At 37.6% G+C, this 24,508-nt stretch carries 28 protein-coding genes; 10 read left to right on the forward strand and 18 right to left on the reverse strand.

Annotation, left to right across the window (positions count from 1 at the left end; translation table 11 throughout):
- Positions 1-12: 12 nt before the first annotated feature.
- The 4 genes from G6053_RS16095 to G6053_RS16110 form a co-directional block, all read right to left on the reverse strand.
- On the reverse strand, positions 13-600 hold the full coding sequence (locus G6053_RS16095; protein WP_165307137.1) for a hypothetical protein: 588 nt from the start codon (positions 598-600) through the stop codon (positions 13-15).
- Positions 601-685: 85 nt separating this feature from the next.
- Complete coding sequence (locus tag G6053_RS16100) at positions 686-1,249, reverse strand: hypothetical protein (RefSeq protein WP_165307139.1); 564 nt, start codon at positions 1,247-1,249, stop codon at positions 686-688.
- Positions 1,250-1,273: 24 nt separating this feature from the next.
- Positions 1,274-2,491: an enolase C-terminal domain-like protein gene (locus G6053_RS16105; protein ID WP_165307141.1), complete on the reverse strand. Its 1,218-nt coding sequence runs from the start codon at positions 2,489-2,491 to the stop codon at positions 1,274-1,276.
- Between the two features lie 439 nt (positions 2,492-2,930).
- Positions 2,931-3,836 (reverse strand): SPFH domain-containing protein, encoded by a 906-nt coding sequence (locus tag G6053_RS16110; protein WP_108633850.1) that lies wholly within the window; start codon positions 3,834-3,836, stop codon positions 2,931-2,933.
- A 266-nt stretch (positions 3,837-4,102) separates the two neighbouring features.
- On the opposite strand from G6053_RS16110, the gene G6053_RS16115 reads away from it, so the two are divergent.
- A complete protein-coding gene (locus tag G6053_RS16115; protein ID WP_165307143.1) occupies positions 4,103-4,837 on the forward strand; it encodes a helix-turn-helix transcriptional regulator in 735 nt (244 codons plus the stop codon).
- Between the two features lie 73 nt (positions 4,838-4,910).
- Complete coding sequence (locus tag G6053_RS16120) at positions 4,911-5,444, forward strand: dihydrofolate reductase family protein (RefSeq protein ID WP_165307145.1); 534 nt, start codon at positions 4,911-4,913, stop codon at positions 5,442-5,444.
- A gap of 367 nt (positions 5,445-5,811) precedes the next feature.
- Here the strand turns inward: G6053_RS16120 and G6053_RS16125 are convergent, their stop codons facing one another.
- The 8 genes from G6053_RS16125 to G6053_RS16160 all read right to left on the reverse strand — a co-directional run bounded on the left by G6053_RS16125 (position 5,812) and on the right by G6053_RS16160 (position 12,964).
- On the reverse strand, positions 5,812-6,453 hold the full coding sequence (locus G6053_RS16125; protein WP_165307147.1) for a hypothetical protein: 642 nt from the start codon (positions 6,451-6,453) through the stop codon (positions 5,812-5,814).
- A gap of 1 nt (position 6,454) precedes the next feature.
- A complete protein-coding gene (locus tag G6053_RS16130) occupies positions 6,455-7,060 on the reverse strand; it encodes a hypothetical protein (RefSeq protein WP_165307149.1) in 606 nt (201 codons plus the stop codon).
- 345 nt (positions 7,061-7,405) lie between these two features.
- Complete coding sequence (locus G6053_RS16135; RefSeq protein WP_165307151.1) at positions 7,406-8,266, reverse strand: class D beta-lactamase; 861 nt, start codon at positions 8,264-8,266, stop codon at positions 7,406-7,408.
- A gap of 31 nt (positions 8,267-8,297) precedes the next feature.
- A complete protein-coding gene (locus G6053_RS16140; protein WP_165307152.1) occupies positions 8,298-8,825 on the reverse strand; it encodes a ClbS/DfsB family four-helix bundle protein in 528 nt (175 codons plus the stop codon).
- Between the two features lie 146 nt (positions 8,826-8,971).
- Positions 8,972-9,445: an SRPBCC family protein gene (locus tag G6053_RS16145; RefSeq protein WP_165307153.1), complete on the reverse strand. Its 474-nt coding sequence runs from the start codon at positions 9,443-9,445 to the stop codon at positions 8,972-8,974.
- A 752-nt stretch (positions 9,446-10,197) separates the two neighbouring features.
- Positions 10,198-11,187, reverse strand: coding sequence for a hypothetical protein (locus G6053_RS16150; RefSeq protein ID WP_165307154.1), 990 nt, complete (start codon positions 11,185-11,187; stop codon positions 10,198-10,200).
- Positions 11,188-11,264: 77 nt separating this feature from the next.
- Complete coding sequence (locus G6053_RS16155) at positions 11,265-11,966, reverse strand: hypothetical protein (RefSeq protein ID WP_165307155.1); 702 nt, start codon at positions 11,964-11,966, stop codon at positions 11,265-11,267.
- Between the two features lie 362 nt (positions 11,967-12,328).
- On the reverse strand, positions 12,329-12,964 hold the full coding sequence (locus G6053_RS16160) for a Pr6Pr family membrane protein (RefSeq protein ID WP_206531750.1): 636 nt from the start codon (positions 12,962-12,964) through the stop codon (positions 12,329-12,331).
- Positions 12,965-13,160: 196 nt separating this feature from the next.
- On the opposite strand from G6053_RS16160, the gene G6053_RS16165 reads away from it, so the two are divergent.
- The 4 genes from G6053_RS16165 (at position 13,161) to G6053_RS16180 (ending at position 15,803) form a co-directional block, all read left to right on the forward strand.
- Positions 13,161-13,907 (forward strand): hypothetical protein, encoded by a 747-nt coding sequence (locus tag G6053_RS16165; protein ID WP_165307157.1) that lies wholly within the window; start codon positions 13,161-13,163, stop codon positions 13,905-13,907.
- A 413-nt stretch (positions 13,908-14,320) separates the two neighbouring features.
- Positions 14,321-14,854: a sigma-70 family RNA polymerase sigma factor gene (locus tag G6053_RS16170; protein ID WP_165307158.1), complete on the forward strand. Its 534-nt coding sequence runs from the start codon at positions 14,321-14,323 to the stop codon at positions 14,852-14,854.
- Positions 14,835-15,107, forward strand: a complete 273-nt coding sequence (locus tag G6053_RS16175) for a hypothetical protein (protein WP_146191024.1) — start codon at positions 14,835-14,837, stop codon at positions 15,105-15,107. Before G6053_RS16170 ends, G6053_RS16175 begins: the two co-directional genes overlap by 20 nt.
- Positions 15,108-15,119: 12 nt before the next feature.
- Entirely contained in the window at positions 15,120-15,803 is a 684-nt protein-coding gene (locus G6053_RS16180; protein ID WP_108633833.1) for an ATP-dependent Clp protease proteolytic subunit, read from the forward strand.
- A gap of 743 nt (positions 15,804-16,546) precedes the next feature.
- Here the strand turns inward: G6053_RS16180 and G6053_RS16185 are convergent.
- Together G6053_RS16185 and G6053_RS16190 are read right to left on the reverse strand one after the other, a co-directional pair.
- Positions 16,547-17,011, reverse strand: coding sequence for an NUDIX domain-containing protein (locus G6053_RS16185; RefSeq protein WP_165307159.1), 465 nt, complete (start codon positions 17,009-17,011; stop codon positions 16,547-16,549).
- 90 nt (positions 17,012-17,101) lie between these two features.
- On the reverse strand, positions 17,102-17,362 hold the full coding sequence (locus G6053_RS16190) for a hypothetical protein (protein ID WP_241254750.1): 261 nt from the start codon (positions 17,360-17,362) through the stop codon (positions 17,102-17,104).
- Positions 17,363-17,696: 334 nt separating this feature from the next.
- Here G6053_RS16190 and G6053_RS16195 point away from each other — a divergent pair, with 334 nt between their 5' ends.
- Positions 17,697-19,274, forward strand: a complete 1,578-nt coding sequence (locus G6053_RS16195; RefSeq protein ID WP_165307162.1) for a Na+/H+ antiporter — start codon at positions 17,697-17,699, stop codon at positions 19,272-19,274.
- 728 nt (positions 19,275-20,002) lie between these two features.
- Positions 20,003-21,184, forward strand: a complete 1,182-nt coding sequence (locus G6053_RS16205; protein WP_165307164.1) for a glycosyltransferase — start codon at positions 20,003-20,005, stop codon at positions 21,182-21,184.
- A 36-nt stretch (positions 21,185-21,220) separates the two neighbouring features.
- On the opposite strand, the gene G6053_RS16210 is transcribed toward G6053_RS16205, so the two are convergent.
- Entirely contained in the window at positions 21,221-21,742 is a 522-nt protein-coding gene (locus G6053_RS16210; RefSeq protein WP_165307166.1) for a CinA family protein, read from the reverse strand.
- A 62-nt stretch (positions 21,743-21,804) separates the two neighbouring features.
- The gene (locus tag G6053_RS16215) at positions 21,805-22,092 is read right to left on the reverse strand and encodes a hypothetical protein (protein WP_108633826.1); all 288 of its coding nucleotides are present in this window, start codon (positions 22,090-22,092) and stop codon (positions 21,805-21,807) included.
- A 143-nt stretch (positions 22,093-22,235) separates the two neighbouring features.
- Here G6053_RS16215 and G6053_RS16220 point away from each other — a divergent pair, with 143 nt between their 5' ends.
- Positions 22,236-22,388 (forward strand): lmo0937 family membrane protein, encoded by a 153-nt coding sequence (locus tag G6053_RS16220; RefSeq protein WP_165307168.1) that lies wholly within the window; start codon positions 22,236-22,238, stop codon positions 22,386-22,388.
- Positions 22,389-22,497: 109 nt separating this feature from the next.
- Here the strand turns inward: G6053_RS16220 and G6053_RS16225 are convergent, their stop codons facing one another.
- On the reverse strand, positions 22,498-22,869 hold the full coding sequence (locus G6053_RS16225; protein ID WP_165307170.1) for a DoxX family protein: 372 nt from the start codon (positions 22,867-22,869) through the stop codon (positions 22,498-22,500).
- Between the two features lie 93 nt (positions 22,870-22,962).
- Here G6053_RS16225 and G6053_RS16230 point away from each other — a divergent pair, with 93 nt between their 5' ends.
- A complete protein-coding gene (locus tag G6053_RS16230) occupies positions 22,963-23,313 on the forward strand; it encodes a helix-turn-helix domain-containing protein (protein ID WP_108633823.1) in 351 nt (116 codons plus the stop codon).
- 90 nt (positions 23,314-23,403) lie between these two features.
- Here G6053_RS16230 and G6053_RS16235 read toward each other — a convergent pair whose 3' ends face one another.
- Positions 23,404-24,501 (reverse strand): DUF2891 domain-containing protein, encoded by a 1,098-nt coding sequence (locus G6053_RS16235; RefSeq protein ID WP_165307172.1) that lies wholly within the window; start codon positions 24,499-24,501, stop codon positions 23,404-23,406.
- Positions 24,502-24,508 lie beyond the last annotated feature (7 nt).

The following is a 24,508-nucleotide window of genomic DNA, read 5'->3' on the forward strand; positions in this document are numbered from 1 at the left end:
TTAGGATTTATCTTAATCCGCAGATGTTTGGGGAGAATGCAATCCCGGAGAAGTACTGTAAGTCATGATTTCCGTTCCGTTAGACTTTTTTACAATTTCTTTTGTATTTCTAAGTATTAAAGTATGATCACCAAGTTTGCTATAGGATACAAATTCTCCATCTGGAGTCTGTTTGCAGATGACAAACATATGCCAGCCCGCGTCTGCCGGAAGTGAAATAATCACTTTTCTCCCAGACTTCAATTCATTTTCTACCGTTTGAAAAAGGCTGTCTATCGGAAAGTTTGTATCCCGAGGCAAAACAAATTTTTGGGAGAAAGTAATGCCGTATAATTTTTTATTGTCAAAGTTGCGGAAAGAACCATCAGTTTTGTTCTGCCATTCATTTTGTAAGTCATAAAAATCAAAATCTACCAGGTTATAATACTTCAGTACCATTTCGACAGCCGATGGAATACAGGACATTTGAAAGATTTGATGATGATTATTTACCACAGTGTCAAAAAAATCGTCCTTATCATTTTCTTGTGTCTGAGCCTTCGCATGAAAAATAAGCGATGTGAATATTAATATGACTAAACTGAAGAGAATCTTTTTCATAATTTAAATTCTTTGTTTATAAACAAAGCCAACAATACAGTGTTTGACCGTCTGAACCTTGCTACAGAAAGCTGCTTGTATCCTGCTACGAACGAGAAAGAATGCTGTACGTCATGATTTCTGTACCGTTAGACTTTTTCACAATTTCTTTTGTATTTCTAAGTATCGTTGTATGGCTTCCTAGTTTACTGTAAGAAACAAACTCTCCATTCGGAGTCTGTTTATAGACGACAAAAATAGACCAGCCTGTTTCGACCTGAAGTGCGATAATTACCTTTTTACCAGATTTCAATTCATTTTCTATCGTTTGAAAAAGACTATCCATTGGAAAGCTTTCATCCCGGGGCAAATTAAATTTTTGGGAAAAAGTAATTCCGTATAATTCCTTCTTGTCAAAGTCACGAAAAGAACCATCCGTTTTATTTTGCCATTTAATTTGTAAGTTATAAAAATTAAAATCCACTGCTTTGCAATATTTCAGCACCATTTCGATAGCTGAAGGAATACCTGAAGGCGGAAAGATCTGGTTATGGTTGTTTACCACAGTGTCAAAAAAATCATAATTATTGTTTTTTTGCGCTTGAGCTTTCGCGTCAAAAATAACCAATGTGGATATGAAGATGACCAAACTATAGAGCGTCTTTTTCATAATTAACTTATTTTCGATCATTCATCATATTTTCTTTAAAAGAGGCATCCCAAAACCTGCTGCTGGCGGTGGGATCAGTTTGCCGCCCTGGATCTTATAGCCTGAAAGATCAACCTCCTCTGACGTGCTCGTTACCCCTTCTATGGTAATCGTATTGCCCAGCCCTCCTGCCAAATGCGCCGTATAGTAAGACTTAAGCAGTGAGCCCCAGGCATGTGGGGAAGCTTGGACCCCGAGTTTCTTCAACTCTGGCATCAATCTTCTCCAGTTCGTGAAACCCAGTCCTTCGATATCTGTCAGATGTACGTCCAGTAGTTTCTTTTCAAAGAGTTCCTTAAGCAGAGCTGGATCGGGATCAGCTTCACCATCTGCCAATAAAGTGCCAATACCTGCTGTTTTTATGTAATTTCTCAATTTTTCATAATCGGAAACGGTTTCATGAAAAGGTTCTTCTATCCAGAATAAGTTGACCGACGGAATACCTTTTAGATATTGAATGAATTGATCCACTGTAAAACCGTTATTCCCATCAACTAAAATGTCACAGTCAGGGAAGGCCTTGGCTACTGCATTGGTTACGTCAATATCACGCTGGAGCCCTTCCTTGAACGGCATCCATTTATGTCCCCTACCGATCTTAAGCTTAAATTGTCTATACCCCACCTCATAATCATATCGACATTCTTCCAGAATCCGAGCTATTCCTGATGGCTTTTCTGATGGCTCCAAATCGTCGAAATAGATCATACCGCTATAATAGTCAGTGACATAAGGTTTTTTACGACCAAGTATTTCATAAACTGGCTTCTGCAAGATTATCCCTGCAAGGTCATGAAGAGCAATATCAAAAGCTATATACCTGTCATTCAAAGTACCAAAATTGGAAGCAAAAAGTTCAGATACTTTTTTACCGATGAGTTCCACTTCAATCTGCTCCGCATCTTTTCTGGACCCTCGCAACGAAGCCCAGCCCATGGCACCTTTGTCCGTTTTGATCACACAGATTTCTACATTGGGCCCATAGCCGTGCAGGTTCAGTCGGGCATTTTTCCCCACAAGGCGGGGATATTTCATCTGAACGGTTGAATATTTTATTTCCTGTATCCGGTGATACGAGAGTTCCCTATCCTGAATGTTGCCGCTTAAGATAGCTGTTAAGGACATTGCATTTCCCGCACCATGATATAATGTCGCTGATGCTATACCTAAATTTAAGGCCTGTAAAAATGTTCTTCTCTTCATTTTCGGCTTATGTTGATATTAGTTGATTATCAATGATTTTCCTTTTTTTATTGCCGGGACGAGTTCTTGCTTACCCATCAACCTTCGCAAAATAATGTGCTCAATCCATAAAAACTGAATTGCCTACTTTTAAATTTTTAGTGATTATTTAATGCTTTTCTTAAGCATTATGGAATATAATTTAAAGGTTTACACAAGTTCTCGAAAAGTACGTCAAAAACAGAAAAAACACTAGCCGTTCTGTTTCAATTTACTGTCGAATTTTATCATTATGCAAAAAAATATCGGTTGCTTCGCCCCTCCTCTTTTATAATCGTAACCAAACGAATCCCCTCAAGCAGCAAGCCATATAACACTATGACCTAAAGGAACTGGCAAATATCATTCGGCTTCATAAAAACAATAACATATAAAAAGAGCAAAAGAAAAACAGGCATAATCATTTTATCTGCTCCTTATCCGATCCCATTTTTTGTGCTGCCGCCATTGAAACGACCAAATCATTCAGCATGGAGCTTGCTGCTGTTGGCGAGTTGGGAAGTAAAACCAAATTGCTTCTGCTATTGGCTCCGATAGCATTCAGTGTGTCATAATGTTGGGTAACCACGATTAAGGCAGAAGCTTCCTGAGCGTTTATATTGGCAGCGTTCAGCATTTTTACAGATTCTTCCAATCCTTTTGCAATCTCTCTTCTTTGGTCCGCAATTCCCTGTCCCTGAAGCTTCTTAGATTCAGCCTCGGCTTTTGCAACAGCAACAATTCGAATTCTTTGAGCTTCAGATTCGTATTCTGCGGCGGTTTTTTCACGTTCTGCAGCATTAATTCTGTTCATGGCGTGTTTTACTTGTTCATCAGGATCAATATCTGTCACTAAAGCTTTGATAATATCATATCCATAGCTTTGCATCGCTTCCTGCAGTTCACTTTTTACAGCAATTGCAATATCATCTTTTCTTACAAAAACATCATCTAATTTTGTTTTTGGAACTTCAGCACGTACAACATCAAAAACATAAGATGTAATCTGGTTTTCAGGATTTTCCAAACGATAGTAAGCGTCTTTTACATTTTCTCTAATGACCTGATACTGAACAGAAACTTTCATCTTTATGAAAACATTATCCAATGTTTTAGTATCTATAATGACATCCAATTGCTTTATCCTTAGATTCAGACGTTTAGAGATCTGATCCAAAAACGGAATTTTTAAATGCAGTCCGGCGTGGCTTACTTTTAAAAATTTGCCTAGCCTTTCGACCACAGCTGCAGATTCTTGTTTTACGGTATAAAAAGAAGCGAATAATGTAATAAGTCCGAAGAAAATTAGAATTCCTAAATATATCATAACCTTAATTTTAGTATTGGTGAATCACAAACTTACGTCTTTACATTGTCATTCCTATAGCAATTCCTTTAATTTATCAAAGTTATTTTTTTGCCAAATTTACTCAAATTGAGGTGAGTCCGTTAATATTGTCAATTGCACCTAGAGCCTTCCGCTCAAGAGCAGCACAAAGAAATAAGAATTTGCCCTTTACAATATGCTTTAGTAATTTCACAAATAATGATCTGCCGGATGATCATCGGCTGACGAATCAATTGTAATAATAGATGGAATACAAAAAAAGCAAACCTCACAAAGAATTAGAACCCTTCATCCATTTCTACTGGGAACTGAAAGGAAGTGAACTGGGCAAACAATGTGAGCGGGTCTTTCCCGATGGCTGTGCGGGTATTTTCTTAAATTTGGGAGAAAACTGTTTAACAGACAACGGCTCAGTTTCGATAGAATTTGGAAAAACGTATGTAGTGGGTGCGATGACGACTTTCAAAGACAGCTTCATCGAAAGCGACAGCTATTTAATCGGTGTTTGTTTTAAACCGGCCACTTTTGGCAACTTCTATAAATATGAGACACAACAGGTATTAACCAATAATACTATTGAATTTGAAAAATCCAGTTCATTTGACGTTGATAAGATCCTCCATAATCCCTTCGATTACCTTAACCGTTTTTATTTGGATAGAATAATAAATAAGAATAATCAATTACAAGCCACCATCAATGATATACATGCATCAAACGGACGAATTAGCGTGCCTGACCTATCCAGACGCAATTTTACTACTGTTAGGCAACTGGAAAGAAGTTTTAAGAAGCATATTGGATTATCACCGAAAGAATATTCAAATATTATTCGTTTTCAACATGCCTTGTGCATGATCAGAAATTCAGATGAAAATCGAAATTTATCGGATATCGCTTTTGAATGTGGTTATTGTGACCATTCACATCTCAGCAATGAAATCAAGAGGAATACAGGAATCCCGCCCTCACAAATTTAATTTTGTCGCATTTTTACAAGGAACGGGTGTCTGTTTAACACTACTTTTGTAGTATCATTAAAATTTAAGATAAATGCGAAAAATATCAATTTTCATTGCAATGAGCCTGGACGGTTACATTGCAAAGCCCAATGATGACCTCAGTTTTTTAAACCTTGTGGAAAAAGAAGGTGAAGATTATGGCTATGCCGAATTTACCGATTCAATTGACACAATAATCGTCGGTCGGAAAACCTATGAATATGTCCTTAAAAATATCGGCTCCTCTCACTATGACAACGGAAATCGTGACGTTTATGTCATTACAGGAACTGAAAGACCAAATGTGGGAAGAACCGTCTTTTATACGGGAGATCTGACAAAATTGATCGAAAGGCTAAAATCCGAAAATGGAAAAAATATTTATTGCGACGGCGGAGCAGAAGTAATAAATGAATTGTTAAAGCAGGATTTAATAGATGAATTTGTAATTTCTGTAATACCAATTTTATTAGGTAATGGAACAAGGCTATTCAAAGACGGTAGACCTGAACAAACACTTAAGCTAATAACAGCAAAAGCTTTTGAAACAGGCCTTACACAATTACACTACAGTAAAGAAAAATAAACGATAAACAGGCCAATGGCGATCTTATTATGAAAACGGACAATTAAGCAAAACTGGAAATTCAATCAACGGCAAAGCGATCGGAGAATGGAAATATTACTACGAAAATCGTCATCCGGAAGCAGCCGAAAATGGTATCACAACAATGGGCAAATAGAAATCACCGGATAATATGCCAACGGCGATAAGACCGATCAATGGAACTGGTATGGTAAAAATGGAAAGTTATTAAAAACAGGTCGGTATACTCGCGGGAAAAAAAAACGGTAAATGACAAGTCTACCGCATCGAAACGGAACAGTTAAAAAAGCATTAGATAATTATAAAACAAATGATAGCTCCGTTGGACGAAGAAGATGGATCATAATCAATACAGATCTTTATCTGAAAATTTAAAATCCTGTATTTTGGGTAAAGGTCTTATTAAAACTCTTTTCTTCCTTACTTTCAATGCTTTATCCAAACCTAATCTTTCATCGGTTTCGGTTCTAATCCCTGTAATCAGGTCAAATTTAGTTTCTGTAAATATGGTATTTTCATCAATGTAACCTTTAGTTGCGTCGTATGTGAGCTTATCAATATAGATCAATTCAAAACTGCCCTTATTATATTTGAAGTGGTAGGTAATATTTCCGCCTTTAATCTCGCTCCACATTTTTAAAATTCCTTTTTCTATAAAAAAATTAGGAATTTGAAAACCATTAAACTTGCCTCCGTTTTCAGCAGGATACTGTGGTTCGATGATTTTATCTGTGGATACCGCCAATGTTAACTTTCCACTTGGTTGAGACAGGAAAATTTGCAATCGTAACGGCCTTGTTTCAGTTACGGTATCCATTTTCACGGTTACTTTGTCCATTTTGCCATCATGATTTAGATCCCCACTTTCTTCTCTAACTTGATAAGTATAATTGTTTTTATTTTTAATACTCTGAGAGAATAGCATCATTGGGACTGAAATTAAAATGAATATAAAGCAGCGATAAAAATATTTATTAATTCTATTCATATTATTTGATTTTGACTTGCTTTCCCAGTGCATTATATAGGCTGTCAAGAAACTTTTGCTGCCTATCATCTTCCTTAAAATAACGCTGATAGTTCACGCTGCAATCGGCAATATCAGTAATGTTCTTCGTATTAAAAGTCCAGTCATCTGCGTCTTTGACCAACACGCCCAACTCGCCCCCACAACGCCGCCATAATTCGGAAAATTTGGTTCTTTGTTCATCTCTCAATTGGCTAAAATCGGCGAAAACCGAGTATCCCGTCATTTCAGGATTGAAAAATTTAGTAATCGTATAAACAGGCACACCTCCCCACTCTATTGTTTTTCCTTCGGGTAAATGGATATCGGTAAGTTTTTTTTCATTCATTATTTTGTCCTGTTGTCCTTTCTTAAAAAACTGTTCTTCGTAGATCAGCTTTGTTCCTTTAGGAACAGCAATTTTTTTGACCGTTACTGACTCGGTTGTAATAAAATAAGGATAATCAGGCCCTCGTCCTCCGGTCGGGTTTCCAATTCCGCTCAAAGCACTAAGAAAAATGAGATATCCTATTCCTAATGCAGCGATAAATGCTAAAACTCCTATGATGATTATGTATTTTTTCTTCATTAAATTTTATGATGTGCCTGACACTCTTTCTACTCTATTATTAATTACCAGCTGAAATTACCCTGATTACGGCTCTACTAATTTAATTTATTTTTATGATACAGCACTCCCTATTTGAAAGTAAACCACGATTGTGCATTTCTCGCGATAAATATATCAGTATAGGATTCTATAGATTCCCAAAGGATTTGGCGGCGCAGAAATCAATTAAAACCATAAATGACTGTCTACAATCCGATACATCAATCAAACAAATCACAATACTTTGTTTTGATGATGAAAACCTCAGGCTACTAACAGTTATTTGGGCTAATAAATACTTGTGATTACAGTATAAAGAGGCGATTAATTTTGGCGATATGCCGCAAGATCCTTTAACACCGACAGTGTTATCTCTTTCCTACAATTGCCAAAGGACGGCTTATTATTTTTACGATATTGTCGCAGTCTGGTCGCAAAGAAATAAACATTGTCATTCGTTGTTAAATAACCAATCCACCAGCCAGTATTGATTCCGTCCTGTCTTGTCCATCCTGTTTTGGACCGGATACTGTATCCTTTCTGTTGCTCGGTGAGCATGACCCGCCTCACAATATCCATATTCCTTTTCGAAAAAGGAAGTATGCCATCATAAAGTTCCTTTAAGAAAGTGACTTGATTTATCGGTGATATAGCAAACTTCCCATAATTCCAAAAATCCGGATCAGTCTGGGAAAGATCAAGATTTCCATAATGACATTTAGCCAGATAAGACTTATATCTCTCTTTTCCTATTCGCTTGGATAACTCGACAAAAGCCCAGCCAGCAGACACTTCAAATGCTTCCTTTACAGTTATATCATGATAGATACTTGGCCGATATCCGTATTTCACTGTATCGGTCTTCCCCGGCCATTTAACAATATCATTCTCATCTTTTATGGTTCCAGTTTCCAAAGCAATAAGCATATTGATTATCTTAAACGTGGAGGCTGGAAGATCTTGCTGCTTTGTACCCAGGGTGTCCGACAGTATCCAACTCTTTCTGGCATTGTCATAAATAGCAATTGAACCATCCACCTCACACGCATCAAAATACCGCTTAAAATCGGATCTGACGATTATGGAATCCTCTATTTTTGGACTTATCAGTCCAAGAGTGCCTTGCAGCTGACTATAAGCCAGCACAGGCATAAATACAAAAATTGAGAGAATAAATCGTTTCATACACTTAGGGATCCATTTAGCGGAAAAAATCTCAACAGTGATTGATCGATAAAACATGAACTCCTTTTTTCCATTTTTTTATCCTGTTTCTCGCATTTGAATAAGGAGAGGAGGTATTGAACTGTATCATTCTGCCGAGCGTCCATTTTTCGTACCAAGCGGTTTCATAAAGCTCATCATTTGATTTCTGAGCAACCAAATCTAAAATAGCAGATACGGTTTTATCAAGTTCTTGTAGAAGCATCTTAAAATCGAAGTCTTTATAATCCTGATAAAATTTTTGAGCTAGCTTGCCGAGTTCATTCCATTTATAGCCTCTTTCGGGGAAGTATACCACTTCGTTACTATCTTTGTCATGATTCCATTTTAGGACAAGTTCCCCCCACCCAATCAAATAGGCCAACAGATTATTAATGCTCATCCATGTACCCTTGCTATGCCCTTCCAGTTCAACTACCGTAGTCTGTTGGTGAGGGATTGTAATTAACTCCTTCACTAATTTATCATAATTCGTTTTGATTGCCAATTGCAGTTCTGATTTATTTGTTGGTACAGCCATAGCGTATACTCTGGATAATTTGAGATTAATATATTCCTAAATATACGAAATTATTGCTGGTTGCCGAATGGTCTCGCCATTAAGGTACTTTTCAGCCGAACCTATTTTAGTGAGGCTTCATGAAAATAGCAAGATGTAATAAAACGCTATGGTTTGCTTTTTGTTTGATTAAATAATTCTTCCAAAACCCGATAACGATAGTCAAAAATTCGCCCTAACTTTCTTTTAACAAAAATCCCATGGGCAACTGTCCCTAAAATTCCCATAGGCAGCTCATAATCGACCGTATCTTTTATTAATACTCCATTTCCATTTGGAATAAATTCATGGAAATGGTTCCAGTATTTATAAGGACCATGAACTTGAAAATCCGTAAAACTTTTATTTTTTTCGACCTGTGTTATTTTTGTCTTCCATTTCAACCGAATTCCGAGGATCGGTGATACAAAATAATCAATGATCAGACCTTCAACAATTTCATCCCGACCAAGGTCGGAGACCACAACAAAGCCCATCTCTTTTGGCGTTATTTCAGAAAGGTTCATCGGGGAAGAAAAAAAATTCCATGCAGTTTGGATATCGCACTTCAGTTGCTGTTCCCTATATAATTTATATCTCATTTTATCAATCAAAGCTTAGACCAATTTGGCCATCTGATTTGATAACAGTTTCACCATAATTTTGGTTTATTAAATACGCAAAAATAGCCAATTACTTTACATAACAACTATAAAACGGATTGCTTATTTAACAGAATAACAATTTATCCCACATACTGTTCTGCAGATCGAGCAGCAACAGATCATCATAACCATCATCATTTACATATCAATTCTGATAAGAAAACTGGATTAACCAGCATCTATTTATTCGGCACAAAATAACAATTGGTTCATACCATGTTTTATAATAATAAGGTAATTACTAGGAGTTAACAGGGGGTTAACAGGGGTATAACAGGGGTAAATCCATGCTAACTCACTACTATATCTCTGTTAAATTACTTTTATAACTCATTTAATATCGAATATGCTATCCAGTTAGTAGGAAGTTGGTTACCAGCATCCATAAACAATACTGTCCAATCCTTATAATGATAAGCTCCTGTACACGACTCTTGTCGAATCTTGAAAAATTAAAGCAAAATGACATTTGGTGAATTAAGTGGGAAAAAGAAAGAAAAGATCAATTTTTATAGTCTTGCACAGTTTTTCAAGCAATCAGGGTGCGTAAATGCCCTATAACTAGACGGATATGTATCCAGAGCTTATCTGCCTGAATAAAACTGGATCCAAAGCGATGGAAACTTAGGAGTTATAATTGCTGTCATTACACCTGCGCAATAATTGCAGATAATATATTCAGTTTTTGATTAATCCTGAAATTCCCGTTTTTCCAACAGCCCTTCCCGGTACACTTCAGTATAAATCAATTGTCCTTTTTGGCGAGTGTTTAATATGGGCAATCCGGTCTCTTCATTATATTTCTGCAATAATTTATAAAATTTCCATTTTCCAACCGGCAAACCATTTTTATAGGTTGCTTCCAAATAGGTATATGGATCCGTAAATGTTGGATAATTTTTTAAATCGATACAGCTGTTTAATTTAAATTCTATCCACCTCCCTTCTCTACTATGATTTTTCACCATACCCTGTTCTTCGTCATTTTTATAGAAACCATCATGATCATAGTATCTGGAAAATTTTCCTGAGGGTAGAATCCAGTATTTATGCAATGCTTTTATACGAAACGGATCTTCACTAAATTCATAATCCCGAAGAGAAATAATATAATTCTTGTCTATATTAAATAATGTATAGTTTGTATTTCCCATTTCTCCTTCATGATGTAGAAAGATTCTCTTTATATCAATAAGTTGGCCTTCCTTCGTTGAAATTAAATACATCTTTTCAATAAATGGGTCGGTGTAGCGGACAGTATTATAAACAGCCATAAAATACATTGAATATGTTCCATAATACAGAAAACGGGAAGAAATTTTAATATTGTCATACTTTTCATTGACATGTTTGCTAAATGGCAGAAAAACATCGTATTCTTCCGGAAGCAACACAGGGTCTTTTTTGACTGGCTGATCAAATCTTAATGCATTGATTTCCTTTATCATATTATCATTTTCTACCATCGACAGAATGGAGTCGATGCTTAGTTCTTTTGAAATCGCTGAGTACCCAAACGGTAATGTTATACGATCCGCTTTATTTGTATTAAAGAAAATTGCTTCTTTAACCGCGGCATGTACCACAGTATCTAGTACGTTCCTTTTTGTCTGAGCTTTACTGTAACTAGAGCAAAGGAAAAGCAAAACAGCAAAACAAACGATATTAATTTTATGCATATACCCTAAAATAGTATTCTATATTACAATAAGTGAAAACAACGAATCCATAAACTACTGAAATGGCCTTATAAACTTTACTCTTGATGAAAACTATCTCTGGACCTATGCTTCTTGGTTAAATACCTGATCAGATAGGTACGAATATCCTTTGGAAGGTTTTTCAGTGTGGCCTGTAGTGTTTGCACGGGTTTACATTCCATGCCCTCTCCACAGTAGTAATCCAAGTGGAAGATATAGCTTTTGTTTTCATAAAGAACGATATACGACACCTTCATGTCATAACTTTCATATCCCCCGCAGTAGTAGAAAGGAACGATCACCGCCTTACGTCCACCAAGATCTTTAATATGTATTTCTTCCTGTATAAATTGGATGAGTGACATTTGAGGATAGGGATGCTTATAGGTTACCGAAGTCTTGCCTTTATTGTTTTTCAGTCGGACCTCGATATGGCTAAGTAGACCATCAAATCTGGACGAATCTGCATTACAAGGATTTGTGACTTTTACGTGTAGCATATTTTTACCGTATTTGTCCTGATAGCCCCGTTCTGTCACAATTGAATCAAGAGGTACCATCTTCACATAAACACTCGCCAATACATGGAACTGTGTATTTTTTTGTATACCCTTATACTCGATCGTGTTCCGTGATGCACTGGCCGTAAATGCATAGAAAATCAGTACCATAAACAAAACAACAATAGACATGGCAGTAGCAAACTCTTGGTTGATTGCCGTAGCCCGCTTCATAGCTATATTTACCAGTCTAGTCATGTGTATAGGTTTATAAAAATATATGTTCAGTTATTAAAATAATAAAGCAAAAGTTGTTCCAGCATAACAGTTTTTTTACTCCTGCTATTTTAGCTTATCAAAAAAGTTCGATACTTCTTTTTTTTCACTATGGTGACACGATTGTAAAAACATAACTAACGGGTTTATATCAACAATTTCCAAAGCGTTGAAATCAATTCTCATCAACATATTTTGCAAGATCTTTTCCCACGCGCAGCCTGTTATTGTTCAACAGCGAAAACTTAAAGCCAAATCGCATTACCTAGCATAGCGTCAATAATATGGAAGTAATTGCAATCATGATATTTACATTGATCTTGATTTCCGCGGAGATAACCTTGTTACCGGTTTTTAACAAGTCGTCTATTTATTAAAATTAAAAGTAATCCGATAAACACAAAAACCAAAGCTACGACCAAGCTATTTGTCAGTACATGGTTCATTCCCAACACGGAAACATCAACAAAGGGATAGGGGTAAAATCCAGAAAATGAGCCATGCCACAAAGTATATAGCAGGTAAAAGAATGGATAAAGTAACCAGCTAAAAACAGATTGCCATTGTAGGACAGCTTTATCAAGCGAGCGCCACCAATGAATTAAAACCAAGATAGGAATAATGGAATGAAGCATTTCGTCAACAACCCTGGTTATCCCTACCGGTTGCCACAAGTAGCGCAAAACTGTATTATAGATGAGTCCGACAATCAGAATATATAATGTTATCGCTGTAACTACTGCTGGTTTGGCAAAAAATCGTCCGATGACATTCTGGGGGAAAAGTACGGCACTGCTGCAGCAAATTGCGACCATTAAATTCGTCAAAATGGTAAAGTAGCTAAAAAATCGTACGACCAGATCACCGATCGAAACCGTAGCATCACGCATACTAATCAAAAACTGCGCAATAATCGCAATCCAACTTAACAGCGCGATAAAAGCTACAAGGCTTTTCTTGGGTAAAATCATCATATCCATTTACTATAGTAAAAATAGACAATTTATTAAACAAAGTCCAGCCTATTCTACCAAAGCATGTTTCTCGAACATTCAAGCATACTATTCATTTCTTCGAAAGTAGATATAGCCGTGATGCTTCATTTCCCACGACAATTTTGTAAATTCAATGGTTATAAAAGATCAATTCATAGCGTACCCTAAATTAATGCGACCTATGTCCAAAATAAGCGTAGCAATAACGATCATTTTTCTCCTTTTAATAAGAACCGCTTTGGGTCAAGCAGATAAGGAATTTGCTGTTGGCTATGCTGACAACTATGATAATCTTCCTACGATTCATTTTAAAACAGCTAAGGAAAAAGATTATAAAAAGTCAAGTGCAGTAAATCAGCTTACCCGCTCTATTCCCACTATCAATAGGAACAACATTATTATTCCTACAGGGAAAGGAAAGATCAAGCTGCAAAAATACAACGATTCTCCGAATCAGCCGGATGGATTCCGTGGCTGGGAGTACGAAGGCTATTTTCCCATCCTAAAATGTTACACCCTGATCAGCCATAGTGTTTCGGAACATTTAGATTTCAGCGACTTGGTATTGATAGACAGCAATAGTGCGGTACAAAATACCATTATTTCCGTCGGTGATGCCGCAGTTGAGCTCCCTATTCCCTCTCCTAGCGGCCGTTTTTTGACTTACTACTACAATTATGACTATGAACGCAATAGCTGTTTTATAGGGCTTCTTAAAATACAGGATGGAGGGAACCGAAAAAAGGGACGTCTTTCAGAGCTCATGAGCTTTCAAACCAAGGATTGGGCTGTCGATGATATCAGGTGGTTAGATGATAATTCCTTTATCGTAAAAGCCTATGCCATGCAGGGCCAAGGCAATCAAAAAAAGAAACGGTTTATCTACTACCTGACAAAGCTGGATACCGTCGTAAAACAAAACGATTGACAACCCTGAAGCATATAATTTAGCAAAAGGAGAAAAAATTCTGGTTGCTCTTTATAATAATGAGTCGTTGGGCGTTTGTTTGCCCATCAAAATGGATCAGCCTGCATTTGATTACGAATTGGCAAAAATGGCAGTTCCCCGAAAGCACAAGGTAAACGTGTAGGTGCTATACTGGGGCGTGCGATTATTAAGGAAGCGAAAACTCTGGGAGCGGCGAAATTATATTTGGAGAATCAACGCTGTAAGATCCAAGTGGTACTTGACCTTAGAAAAAGCTAGTCAAGAAGAGCATTGCTAAAAACTTAAAGCTTCGAAGCTTCCTGTAATGGGAAGCTTTTATTATTTAAATTATTTTTGAAAATAAAAGGTGATACTTTGACCATAATTGGTACATTGTTATAAAAGATAAATATATGCAAGGTGTTAGTAATTCAAATCAAGCAATGAGGCGACAGGCACTTTTTATGGATCTCTATAAAAGTGCGTTTCCTGCGGTGGCCAAATATGTAAGCCGTATGGGGGGCGACTTTGACGAAGCGAAGGATGTATTTCAGGATGCCTTGATCATTTATTATGAAAAAGTTATCTTAAGTCCTACGGCATTGAAAAATGATATTGGTTACCTTATCGGTACGGCGAGGAATTTGTGGTTAAAACGTTATTACCAAACAAGCCAACATCTGCCATTGGACCATCTGGAGATCCCTTTAACCGATGAAGAGTCTCCGTCCAGCGGGCGGCTGTTGCGCTTTTTGGAAACTGCAGGGCGCAAATGTATGAATTTATTAAAAAGCTTTTATTATGACCGACTATCGCTCCAGGAAATCGCAGATGAATTTGGCTATTCAGGAACACGGAGTGCCACCGTTCAGAAGTATAAATGCCTGGAGAAAATAAGAGAGACCATCAGAGAAAAATCGCTAGCATATGATGACTTCATGGAATGAGACCAAACAGATAGAAACCCATCTCTTGGGGACAGCGAATCCTGGCGAAGCACTGTTATTTGATGCACATTTGTTGCTAGACAATGAATTGGCTGATAAAGTAATCGCACAGCAAAAAGCTTACGAAATCGTAAAACAGTTTGGTCGCAAACAATTGAAACAAGAAATTGAAGCAATACAGCAAATACTGTTTACACAGCCACAACATATCCGTTTTAGCCAAAAAATAAGGCGGCTATTCAAAAAAATATAAATCAAAAAAATCATGAATATTGATAAAAATGAGTTCCGCAAATTTGCGGTCGGGCACTGCTATGTCCCAAAAGATCGGGTAGATAATTATTTAAGCAGCGTTGAACGCAATAATGTCCCTTTAGCGATGACGCCCTACATTACTGAGGAACGCGAATTAAGGGTATCGCAAATGGATGTATTTTCCAGATTGATGATGGATCGTATTATATTTATGGGGGCACCTGTCGAATCCAATATCGCCAACATTGTACAGGCTCAATTATTATTTCTACAATCTGTCGATCCCAAAAAAGATATACACATGTATATCAATTCTCCAGGAGGCGAAGTTTATGCGGGGCTGGGCATTTATGATACCATGCAATTAATCAGTCCTGACGTCGCAACAATCTGTACGGGTATGGCACTCTCCTTTGGCGCAATCTTATTATGCGGTGGTGCTGCGGGCAAGCGGAGTGCCCTGGCACACGCGCGGGTCATGTTACATCAGCCTTTAGGCGGTGTCCAAGGGCAAGCCTCGGACATTGAAATTACAGCCAATCAAGTTTTGAAAATAAAAAAAGAACTTTATGACATTATCGTCAAACATAGCGGACAAGCTTATCAGAAGGTCCATGATGTCAGCGATAGAGATCATTGGATGGTTGCGGCTGAGGCAAAAGAATTCGGCATAATCGATGAAGTGCTGACCTAAGCGCCGATATGCTCCCGGCAGTAAACAATCGCTATTGATAATGTGATATCAATAGCGATTTGTTGGTTTGCTAAAAAAATCAGCTATATGTCTTTTCTACTTTTTTCCTGAATAACAAAAATTCGACAACTGTGCATGTTAAATAAACTATTGAAAAGAGCAGCAGCAGCTTTAGCGGCGGAAGTATGATATCATATCGATAATAGTTGATCAAAACCTCAGCTCCCAGAACAAGAACGCAGAAGAAGGGTATCCCTGAAAATGTCAAAAACGACAAAAGATAATTATACCTGATTTTTTCAATTTGATTGAGAAAAAATGATAGGGAACTAAAAACGATCACAACAAGGTACACCGTTGATAGCCCCAGATTTATCAATAGATCCAATATACTCATAAACCTTTCAAAAAGGGTATTATCAGCGGAGTTCAGGTCATTGATAGCAATTCTATACAGAACGGATAGGGTAATGCTTATCAGAATATTGACCAGCCAAAATTGAAAGATAGTTTTTTTCATAACGTATAAATGCGCGACCTTTTGTTATTTAACATATTATTTTAGCTCGGTTCAATTTCCTTCCCTACCCAAAAGATCTTATCTCGCAAAAATGATAAATTCCAATCTTCGGTATAGATATTATTTTTAAGTTCCGCGGACCAACCATCTGTAGTAGTTTCTTTCTTTCCTTTCCCCAAACATATTCGATACCGATTTCTGATTCGGGTATTCAACCCTTATTTCAACAAAAAATAGCCGCTATTTGTTCAAGGAAAGAAATTTGCTGCACATTGATTTTCCTCTTGGCCTCTTCCATTGTAAACCAGGCGCCACTGTCTATTTCCGGATATGTCTGTGTCCTACCCGATTTTGGTGGCCATTCCAGCTCAAAATTATTACTTACAAGACCGTTTGTGTCGATGTCGCTCTCAACAGCCCAGCACTGTACAATTTTTCCACCTTTTTGCTTAACAGGATTTAATCGTATAAAATTCCCGTGGGGCAAATACCCAGTTTCCTCCTGAAACTCTCTCTTAGCTGCCTCCAGGTCACTTTCATTGTCTTCCACCTCCCCCTTGGGCACGGTCCACCATCCTTCGTCTTTTTTTGCAAAGAAGGGACCGCCGGGATGAACCAGAAAAAAGGAAATTTCTGTTCCCTGAAATTTATACAGTAATATTCCAGCACTGAATCTCGTTTTTGTCATTTGAATAAGCGCATTATAAGCAAAGCTTTACCATTATTACTAATATTCAATTTTCAGAATGCCGTTTCTTATTTTACACAAATATTCGACCTAATCTTCTTCTAAGTAGATCTTGTGAACGACAAACCTAACATTTTTACTAAATAATAGCATATCATCCACATCCTCAGAACCTATGGCATAAAGCGTATCTACCTCACCGCCATCCAAAAGTTCAGCATCGGGTATCAGCTCAAAAAAAGTGATCCCCTCTATTGTAGATAGTTCCTCAACCTTAATATAGGATACTCCTTGATTTTTCCAGATGGACAGAATTCCGTCGGAAAATAATTGATACGTATTTGCTTGCATTGACATGTCGCAAATTAGGAAAAAAAAAGTCTTAATTGCTTTGTCGTTCCTAGAATTAATTTCGAGCATCTTTTTTTAACGCTGCTTCGCCTTGACTTTCTGGCCGGCTTTCTAATAAGCTTGAGCTAAACTATCATATAGATTTTCGCTCGCAAGCAATCCATGTGTGCAGCCCGCCTGTTTTGCCTGTTGATAGGGTGTTACTCCAGTTTCAAGGTCAATTGACCATTGCTATCGAAACGGGTTGAACAACATTTAGGGTCGGCCTAAATTTTAGAAAGCCCCTACATGTTTTTAAAAATTTAATATATATTTATGTATCTAAAACTTATACATGTTAGAAAATTTCGCATTCTATCTTTTTTTGGTTCTATTGATCACCATGCTTATTATGCTGGCAAAAAAAATTCGGGTCGCCTATCCTGTTTTGCTTGTGGTGGCTGGGCTTTTAATAAGTTTTATTCCGGGAGTACCACCCATAAAAATAGAACCTGAATTAATATTTATTATTTTTCTGCCACCTTTACTGTATGAAGCGGCCTGGTCAACCTCCTGGAAGGAGCTTTGGCGATGGCGCAGAATTATTTTCAGCTTCGCTTTTGTTGTCGTGTTTTTTACAGCATTATCGGTAGCGATTTTCGCAAACTATTTTATCCCCGGATTTTCTTTGGCCTTGGGCTTTTTATTGGGTGGAATTGTTTCTCCTCCCGATGCAGTAAGTGCAGGTGCAATTTTGAAATTTGTAAAAGTGCCGAAAAGATTGGCTTCCGTTCTTGAAGGAGAAAGTTTGTTGAATGATGCTTCTTCGTTAATAATTTTCCGTTTTGCGATGATTGCAGCCGCAACAGGACAATTTGTATGGTATGAAGCGGCAGGAAACTTTGTGTGGATGTGTGTAGGCGGCGTAGGTATAGGAATCACAATGGCCTATATTTTCCTTAAAATGCACAAGATTTTGCCTACCGATCCAAATACAGATATATTATTGACTTTCATTGCGCCCTTCTCCATGTATTTGGTTACGGAAGAATTTCACGCTTCTGGGGTCTTGGCGGTAGTAAGCGGTGGCTTGTTTCTATCTTATCGAAGTCACGACTTTTTGAGTAGCGCCTCCAGAATTCGTACTGTAACGGTTTGGGAAAGCTTTTGTTTTCTGCTTAACGGAATTGTTTTCATGCTTATCGGTTTGGATCTACCCGAAATTGTTAATGGATTGGGCGACACTGATATTTATACAGCAATCGGTTATGGCCTGGCGGTTACCGCTGTACTAATTATTGTACGAATTCTCGCTGGTTATGCGGCGGTAATTACCACATTAATTATGAGAAATTTCATCACTGTGGCGGATGCGCAGTCTCCCGGATGGAAAACTCCCCTGATCATTGGCTGGACCGGAATGCGGGGTGTGGTTTCTTTGGCCGCCGCACTTTCAATACCCTTGACTTTGGCTGACGGCACACCTTTTCCACAAAGAAATCTGATTCTCTTTATCACATTTGTCACCATTCTTTTAACATTACTTGTCCAAGGACTTACCCTTCCCTTTTTATTGAAAAAATTCCCGCTTGTAGACCGGGATTTTGTGAGAACGGAAAAGGAAATAGATTACGAAATTCAAAACAAGCTCGCTCAGGTAGCAGTGGATAAAATCCGTCAGGACTATGCAGACAAAGTAGATAGCTTCCCTACATTGAAGGACCAATTGCAGAAATATGAAAATCAATTGATGAGTTCGGAAATCATCATTAATTACGCTGAATATCGAAAAATCTATATTGACATTCTGGAAACTCAACGGGTATGGCTGATCAATAAAAATCGTGAAGAGCTTTTGCTTGATGAGGAAATTATCCGAAAACACTTACGTCTGCTTGACCTTCAAGAAGAAAGAATGAATATGAAAAGCTAGTAAGCTGAGGCAAAGCCTGCACTAAATCTACTATTTTACCAAAAATTTCGCAAAAAAACCTGAAGAAGGCCAATAATGAGAGAGCAGGATGTATGCCAATACTACGGTAACAGAACCGATAATAATAATCGAAATACCAAAAGCCCCAGAATTCTTATGTTCAATATCCATTGTCATTTTTGAATTGTGCATTAATGGATGATACCCAAACTCGTGGTTATCCAGGCTAAGAATGTACGATCGTTAGCAAATGATCATTGATTTTATTTAGAGTTATTCTTTTCCATCATATTTAATAAAATACATTTTTAGGACTCTTCATAAGGCCCTTGTTATAATTCCGTAGATAAACCATAAGCCGGCGCATATTGTTTAGAATGAAGGCAAAAATAAATAGCTGTGGCAAATACTTTTTTAGGCGATGGAATAAATTTCTTACTCGGGGAAAAATACCTGGTCAAAAAGTTTTTTTGCGGCAAATACACCATACTATACGGATTACACATTTGAAAACTACGGATATGTCATAAATACGGTCTTTTGGGTACAGCTTTTGATTTACGAAAGGAAAAAAAACTATAACACCTTAATCATAATACTTAACATGGAAAATATAGATCAAAAAGCAAAAAAAATGGGATTAGAAAAGGGATATTATCTATTATTGATGGCTATTTTGGATATTCCTGTTGATAACGAGAAAGAAGACAGCAAAAAAGCCTAAGTGTATGAGAAGAATCGTTATTATAAGTACCTATCCACCCCAGGAATGTGGATTGGCAACTTTCACAAAAGATCTTAAACGAGGCATGAGTGCGGACGGGAATACCATCATAGATGTGATCGCTGTATCCAGATCCGGCGTTGAAGAATTCGATCCGTCTGTTCGTTTTGTTATTGACAAGGAAAGATTGGATAGCTATATTCAAGCCGCTCATATTATCAATGAAGAATATAACTACTGTATTATTCAACATGAGTATGGTATATTTGGTGGCGCTGATGGCCTATTTATTAATCAGCTTGCCAATAGTTTAAATACACCCTTGCTAACCATCTTTCATACCATATTGCAATCTCCCTCATTGCGTCAAAAGGAGATTATGGAATCGCTCCTCATAAAATCGCAGGCTGTGGTATCCTTATCACCAAAAGGAAGTGAATTGTTAATGGAACTGTTCCCTATGGTTGACGATAAAAAAATTAAAGTGATTCCTCACGGCGTGCCACAATTTGATTACAACCAAGGGTTAGCAAAATACAGATTAGGTTTTCAAGATAATTTTGTGATGATGACTTTCGGCTTAATTGGTCGAAGCAAAGGACTTGAATATGCAATCCGCTCCCTGGAAGGATTGGATTTAGCAAATTTCAAATACCTGATCGTGGGCAAAACACATCCGAATGTTCTGGCTCACGAAGGTGAATCCTATCGTTTTGAATTACAAAGCCTAGTGGCTCAGTTGAAATTACAAGATAAAGTAGTTTTTGTAGATGAATTTTTAAGTGATGAGCAACTGAAAGAATACTTAACAGCTTGTGATATTTATTTATCCCCCTATCAACATGAACAACAAATCAGTAGCGGGACATTATCATTTGCTGTCGGTGCGGGTGCAGCAGTCATTTCGACACCATATTGGCATGCAACAGATCTCTTGACAGACGAGCGGGGAATTCTCACTCCCTTCAACGATATTCAAACAATGAGCGAGAATATCCAATTGCTTTATAAATCTCGAAGACTGCTTGCTTGGCATCGTTTCAAAGCGCGTAGTTACGGCGAACAGACAACCTGGAAAATGGTTGCAAAGGTATATCTCGAGGTACTATCCAGCCTATCAACGCCGATACGATCCTTAGTACATTACAAGAATTACCGTTCTTTTGATTTAAAACAGGAAGCATAAGGAATAGCGTCTCTCCAATTAGAGAGACGTTTCTATTTATACGCTGATAATTTCCGATCTACTCTGATTCTTTAGAGCCAAGTAAAATGCCCGAAGTGCCCTAATGACATAAATCCTTTGCGCTTCCTCGGCTTTGGTATTTGCTTCTAGTTCCACTTTTTCAGTATGAACAATCCGTTCATGGTAAGCGATTGAAAAAAATGCGTATAATTTCCCTTTTGATTCGGGCACGATAGTCGCATAACCCGTCGTCGCGATTCCCCATTCCGTATGAAATAAAGTCGCTATCCTTACCGCCATTTGTTCAGCGATAAGCGGTGACACACAGTCACACTTTTGGGCTTCCTCTGCATCAACATCCAATAGACGGATTTTTTCTTCTAGGGTGTATGCTGTCATTCCTCCCCCATAGACATCCATCGCACTTTCCATTTGTGCACAGGCAAACTGTAGCAGGCCAGCAGTAACGCTCTCTGCTACTGCTAAACGTTCACGCTGAATCAGGAGCGAGTTTCTAATCTGTTTAAGTTGTGCCTTGAAAAATTGTATTTTGTTCATATCCTTTAGATTTGCGCTCCCTGAAATACAGATCCTATTTCGTTGTTTCCTTAAAACCGTTACTATAAGACAGCATATATACTGACCTGAGGTGTATCGACCATTAGGGATTTCAGGGCAAAAAGAATGTTATTATTATACAACTCCGTTGATAAAAATGCGTGTGCGTCTTCAACCGTATCAAAAACATGTAATAATTGGATATAACCATCCCCAATTAGCAATTCTATCGAAGTTGCGCCTTTTATCTGATCAATAAACGAGTCCCTAAATTTGTCAAATATGCCTGATACGGCACCTTTATCGCTATTATTAATTTTTAAGGTTACTTGTAAATAAGCTTTTGCCATGGTATTAGTTTTTTTAATGATTAAACTTTCTCACAATGGTGATCTTTAACAGGCTAACAATAGCCAACGGAACATAGTTTGTTTTTTATTCCAAAACAATCATTAAACAGCTACTGTTATTAATAAAAAAATACATCAAAATTATGGGAAATTTATTATACATTATCGCCGTTATTTTAGTCATCTTTTGGGCAATTAGTTTTTTGGGAGGGTATGCGACAGGAAATATCATTCACACATTGTTGGTTATCGCAATTATAGTGGTATTGTTGCGCGTTATCCGCGGTGCGGCATAAATGATTGTTTTCATAAAAGTTATTCCTTCTATAAAAAGAATTAAAAAAATAGCACAGACCAGGAATATTTCAATAAAATAAAACATTCCTGATCTGTGCGATCAAAACGCTAAATAATAATTTTAAAATTTTTGTCCGTTGCCAGTAAAACAACGCTAAGAATACACATCACCAATGAATTGTAAAAATGTTGGTATTCTCCATGAGCCATATGTGCCGTAAAAGCGCCTATTGCAAATGGAAACAAAAGTAAAATCCCTACGGTTTTGAATTCTGGTTTGTACAAACCAATCAGAAGGAGTAAAACCCCTAGCAACTCGCCTACGCCGATACCTAGTGTCCCGGTCTTATTAAAACCTAAAGAGTCCATGCTTTGCATCATGGACTGCTTCTGAAAAACTTTGAATAATGAGGCATATCCAAATACATAGAGGTAATAGGCATAACTCAACCAATGAACGACAAATTTTATAGTTTCCATTTTATACTTTATGAGGTGAGCTACAAATTTCTTTATTAAATTGCATGAATAACAGTACGCACGAAATTGTATGATACGAACAGAAAAGTAAGTATGAATAACAGAAAAGAAAACTCCACCAACACGATCAACGAAAGCTACTGGAAGGATCATTGTGGCATTGCCTTCACTTTATCTGCGATTGGAGGAAGATGGAAAATAAATATTCTTTCTTATCTCTTGCATGAGGACAAACTACGTTATGGTGAATTGCGAAAAAGGCTCGTCGGCATTTCAGAGCGTATGCTTATTGCTAAACTGAAGGAACTTGAACAGGACAAACTGGTCAACCGTATTGTCTATCAACAAGTCCCCCCGAAGGTGGAATATGAACTAACAGCATTGGGACGCTCATTGGAAAATATTTTAATCCTTATGGATGAATGGGGTGAGACAAATATGTAAAATAGAGTCCCTGTGTTTGAATATACAGGGACTCTATTTTGTTATTGTTGCTCCAGACCTCGGTTCACGGCTTTCACTTGATTGTGGGCATTAATTTTTGGAAAGTGCATAGAGCGCAAAAGTACCCAACCAATGTGAACCCATATAGTCGTCTTTGGAAGTAATATTGGGCAGTGAATATTTTAGATGTTTATTGGCTAAACCATGCAGATGATTTAGCTCAGGAAGTGCCTTTGCAATACCATTTAGACAAGTCGCCCGGCTAAAATTTAATCCATCCAGATGAACCAAGTGCCCGTCTGTACGGTCTTTCACAATGCCGGGTTCCAAGTTAAAATCCGGATTGAAAAGATCAGGCAGAAAATCCTTCAGCCATTTTCGATATTCATCCTGTCTTAAAACCGCACTCATGCAAAGTGCCTCTTCAAGACAGGGTGAAAGGAAGTCGCTTCCGCTAGGCTCAAAGGAGATATTACAATTTTTGTCATGGCTATACAGCCTTACAGCATTTGTCATTAATGATTTTTCGAAAGCAACCTGATTTGTTCCTCGCGCAAAATCCAATGCCAGCGATAGGCCAAAAGCAGAATTATCATGATAGCCGGTTCGAATTGGATAAACCAATTTTGGCAAATATTCCTGATAGGCTTTCATGATATGTTTTACCATCGGATCGAGAATTTTTGCCCAGCGTTCCGCATCTGGATCTTTCCAGGTTAGTAGTTCTTTCTGCAATTGTAATAACCAGGCCCAACCATAGGTGCGCTCAAAGTTTTTATTATTCTTATCCTGAAAGAAAGCTAATTCAGTTGCCGCATTTTCTGCAGTGATATTCCTGTTCAGCTGTTTCCGGATTACGCCGGACTTATCCAAATCAGGAAATTGCTTTAAAATTCGTACAATTGACCAATAACCATGGACTGAGGAATGCCAGTCAAAGCAACCGTAAAAAATCGGATGTAATGTACGCGGTCCCTTCAAATCCTGATCACTTCCGAGTACTTGTCCCAATTTGTTCGGATATTCTATTTCAATACAATGCAATGGCAATGTAAGCAAATGTTTTGCTTGGGCACTATCCAATTGTATCGGGGCATTATTTGTACTATTATTTACCTTGATCTCTGCGTTATTGTGGCAAGAGATAGCCAATACTGAACTACAAATCAGTCCTATTATTCTTTTCATTTTTTTT

It is taken from the genome of Sphingobacterium sp. DR205, assembly GCF_011064245.1.
In the GTDB taxonomy this organism is placed as follows: Bacteria; Bacteroidota; Bacteroidia; order Sphingobacteriales; family Sphingobacteriaceae; genus Sphingobacterium; species Sphingobacterium athyrii.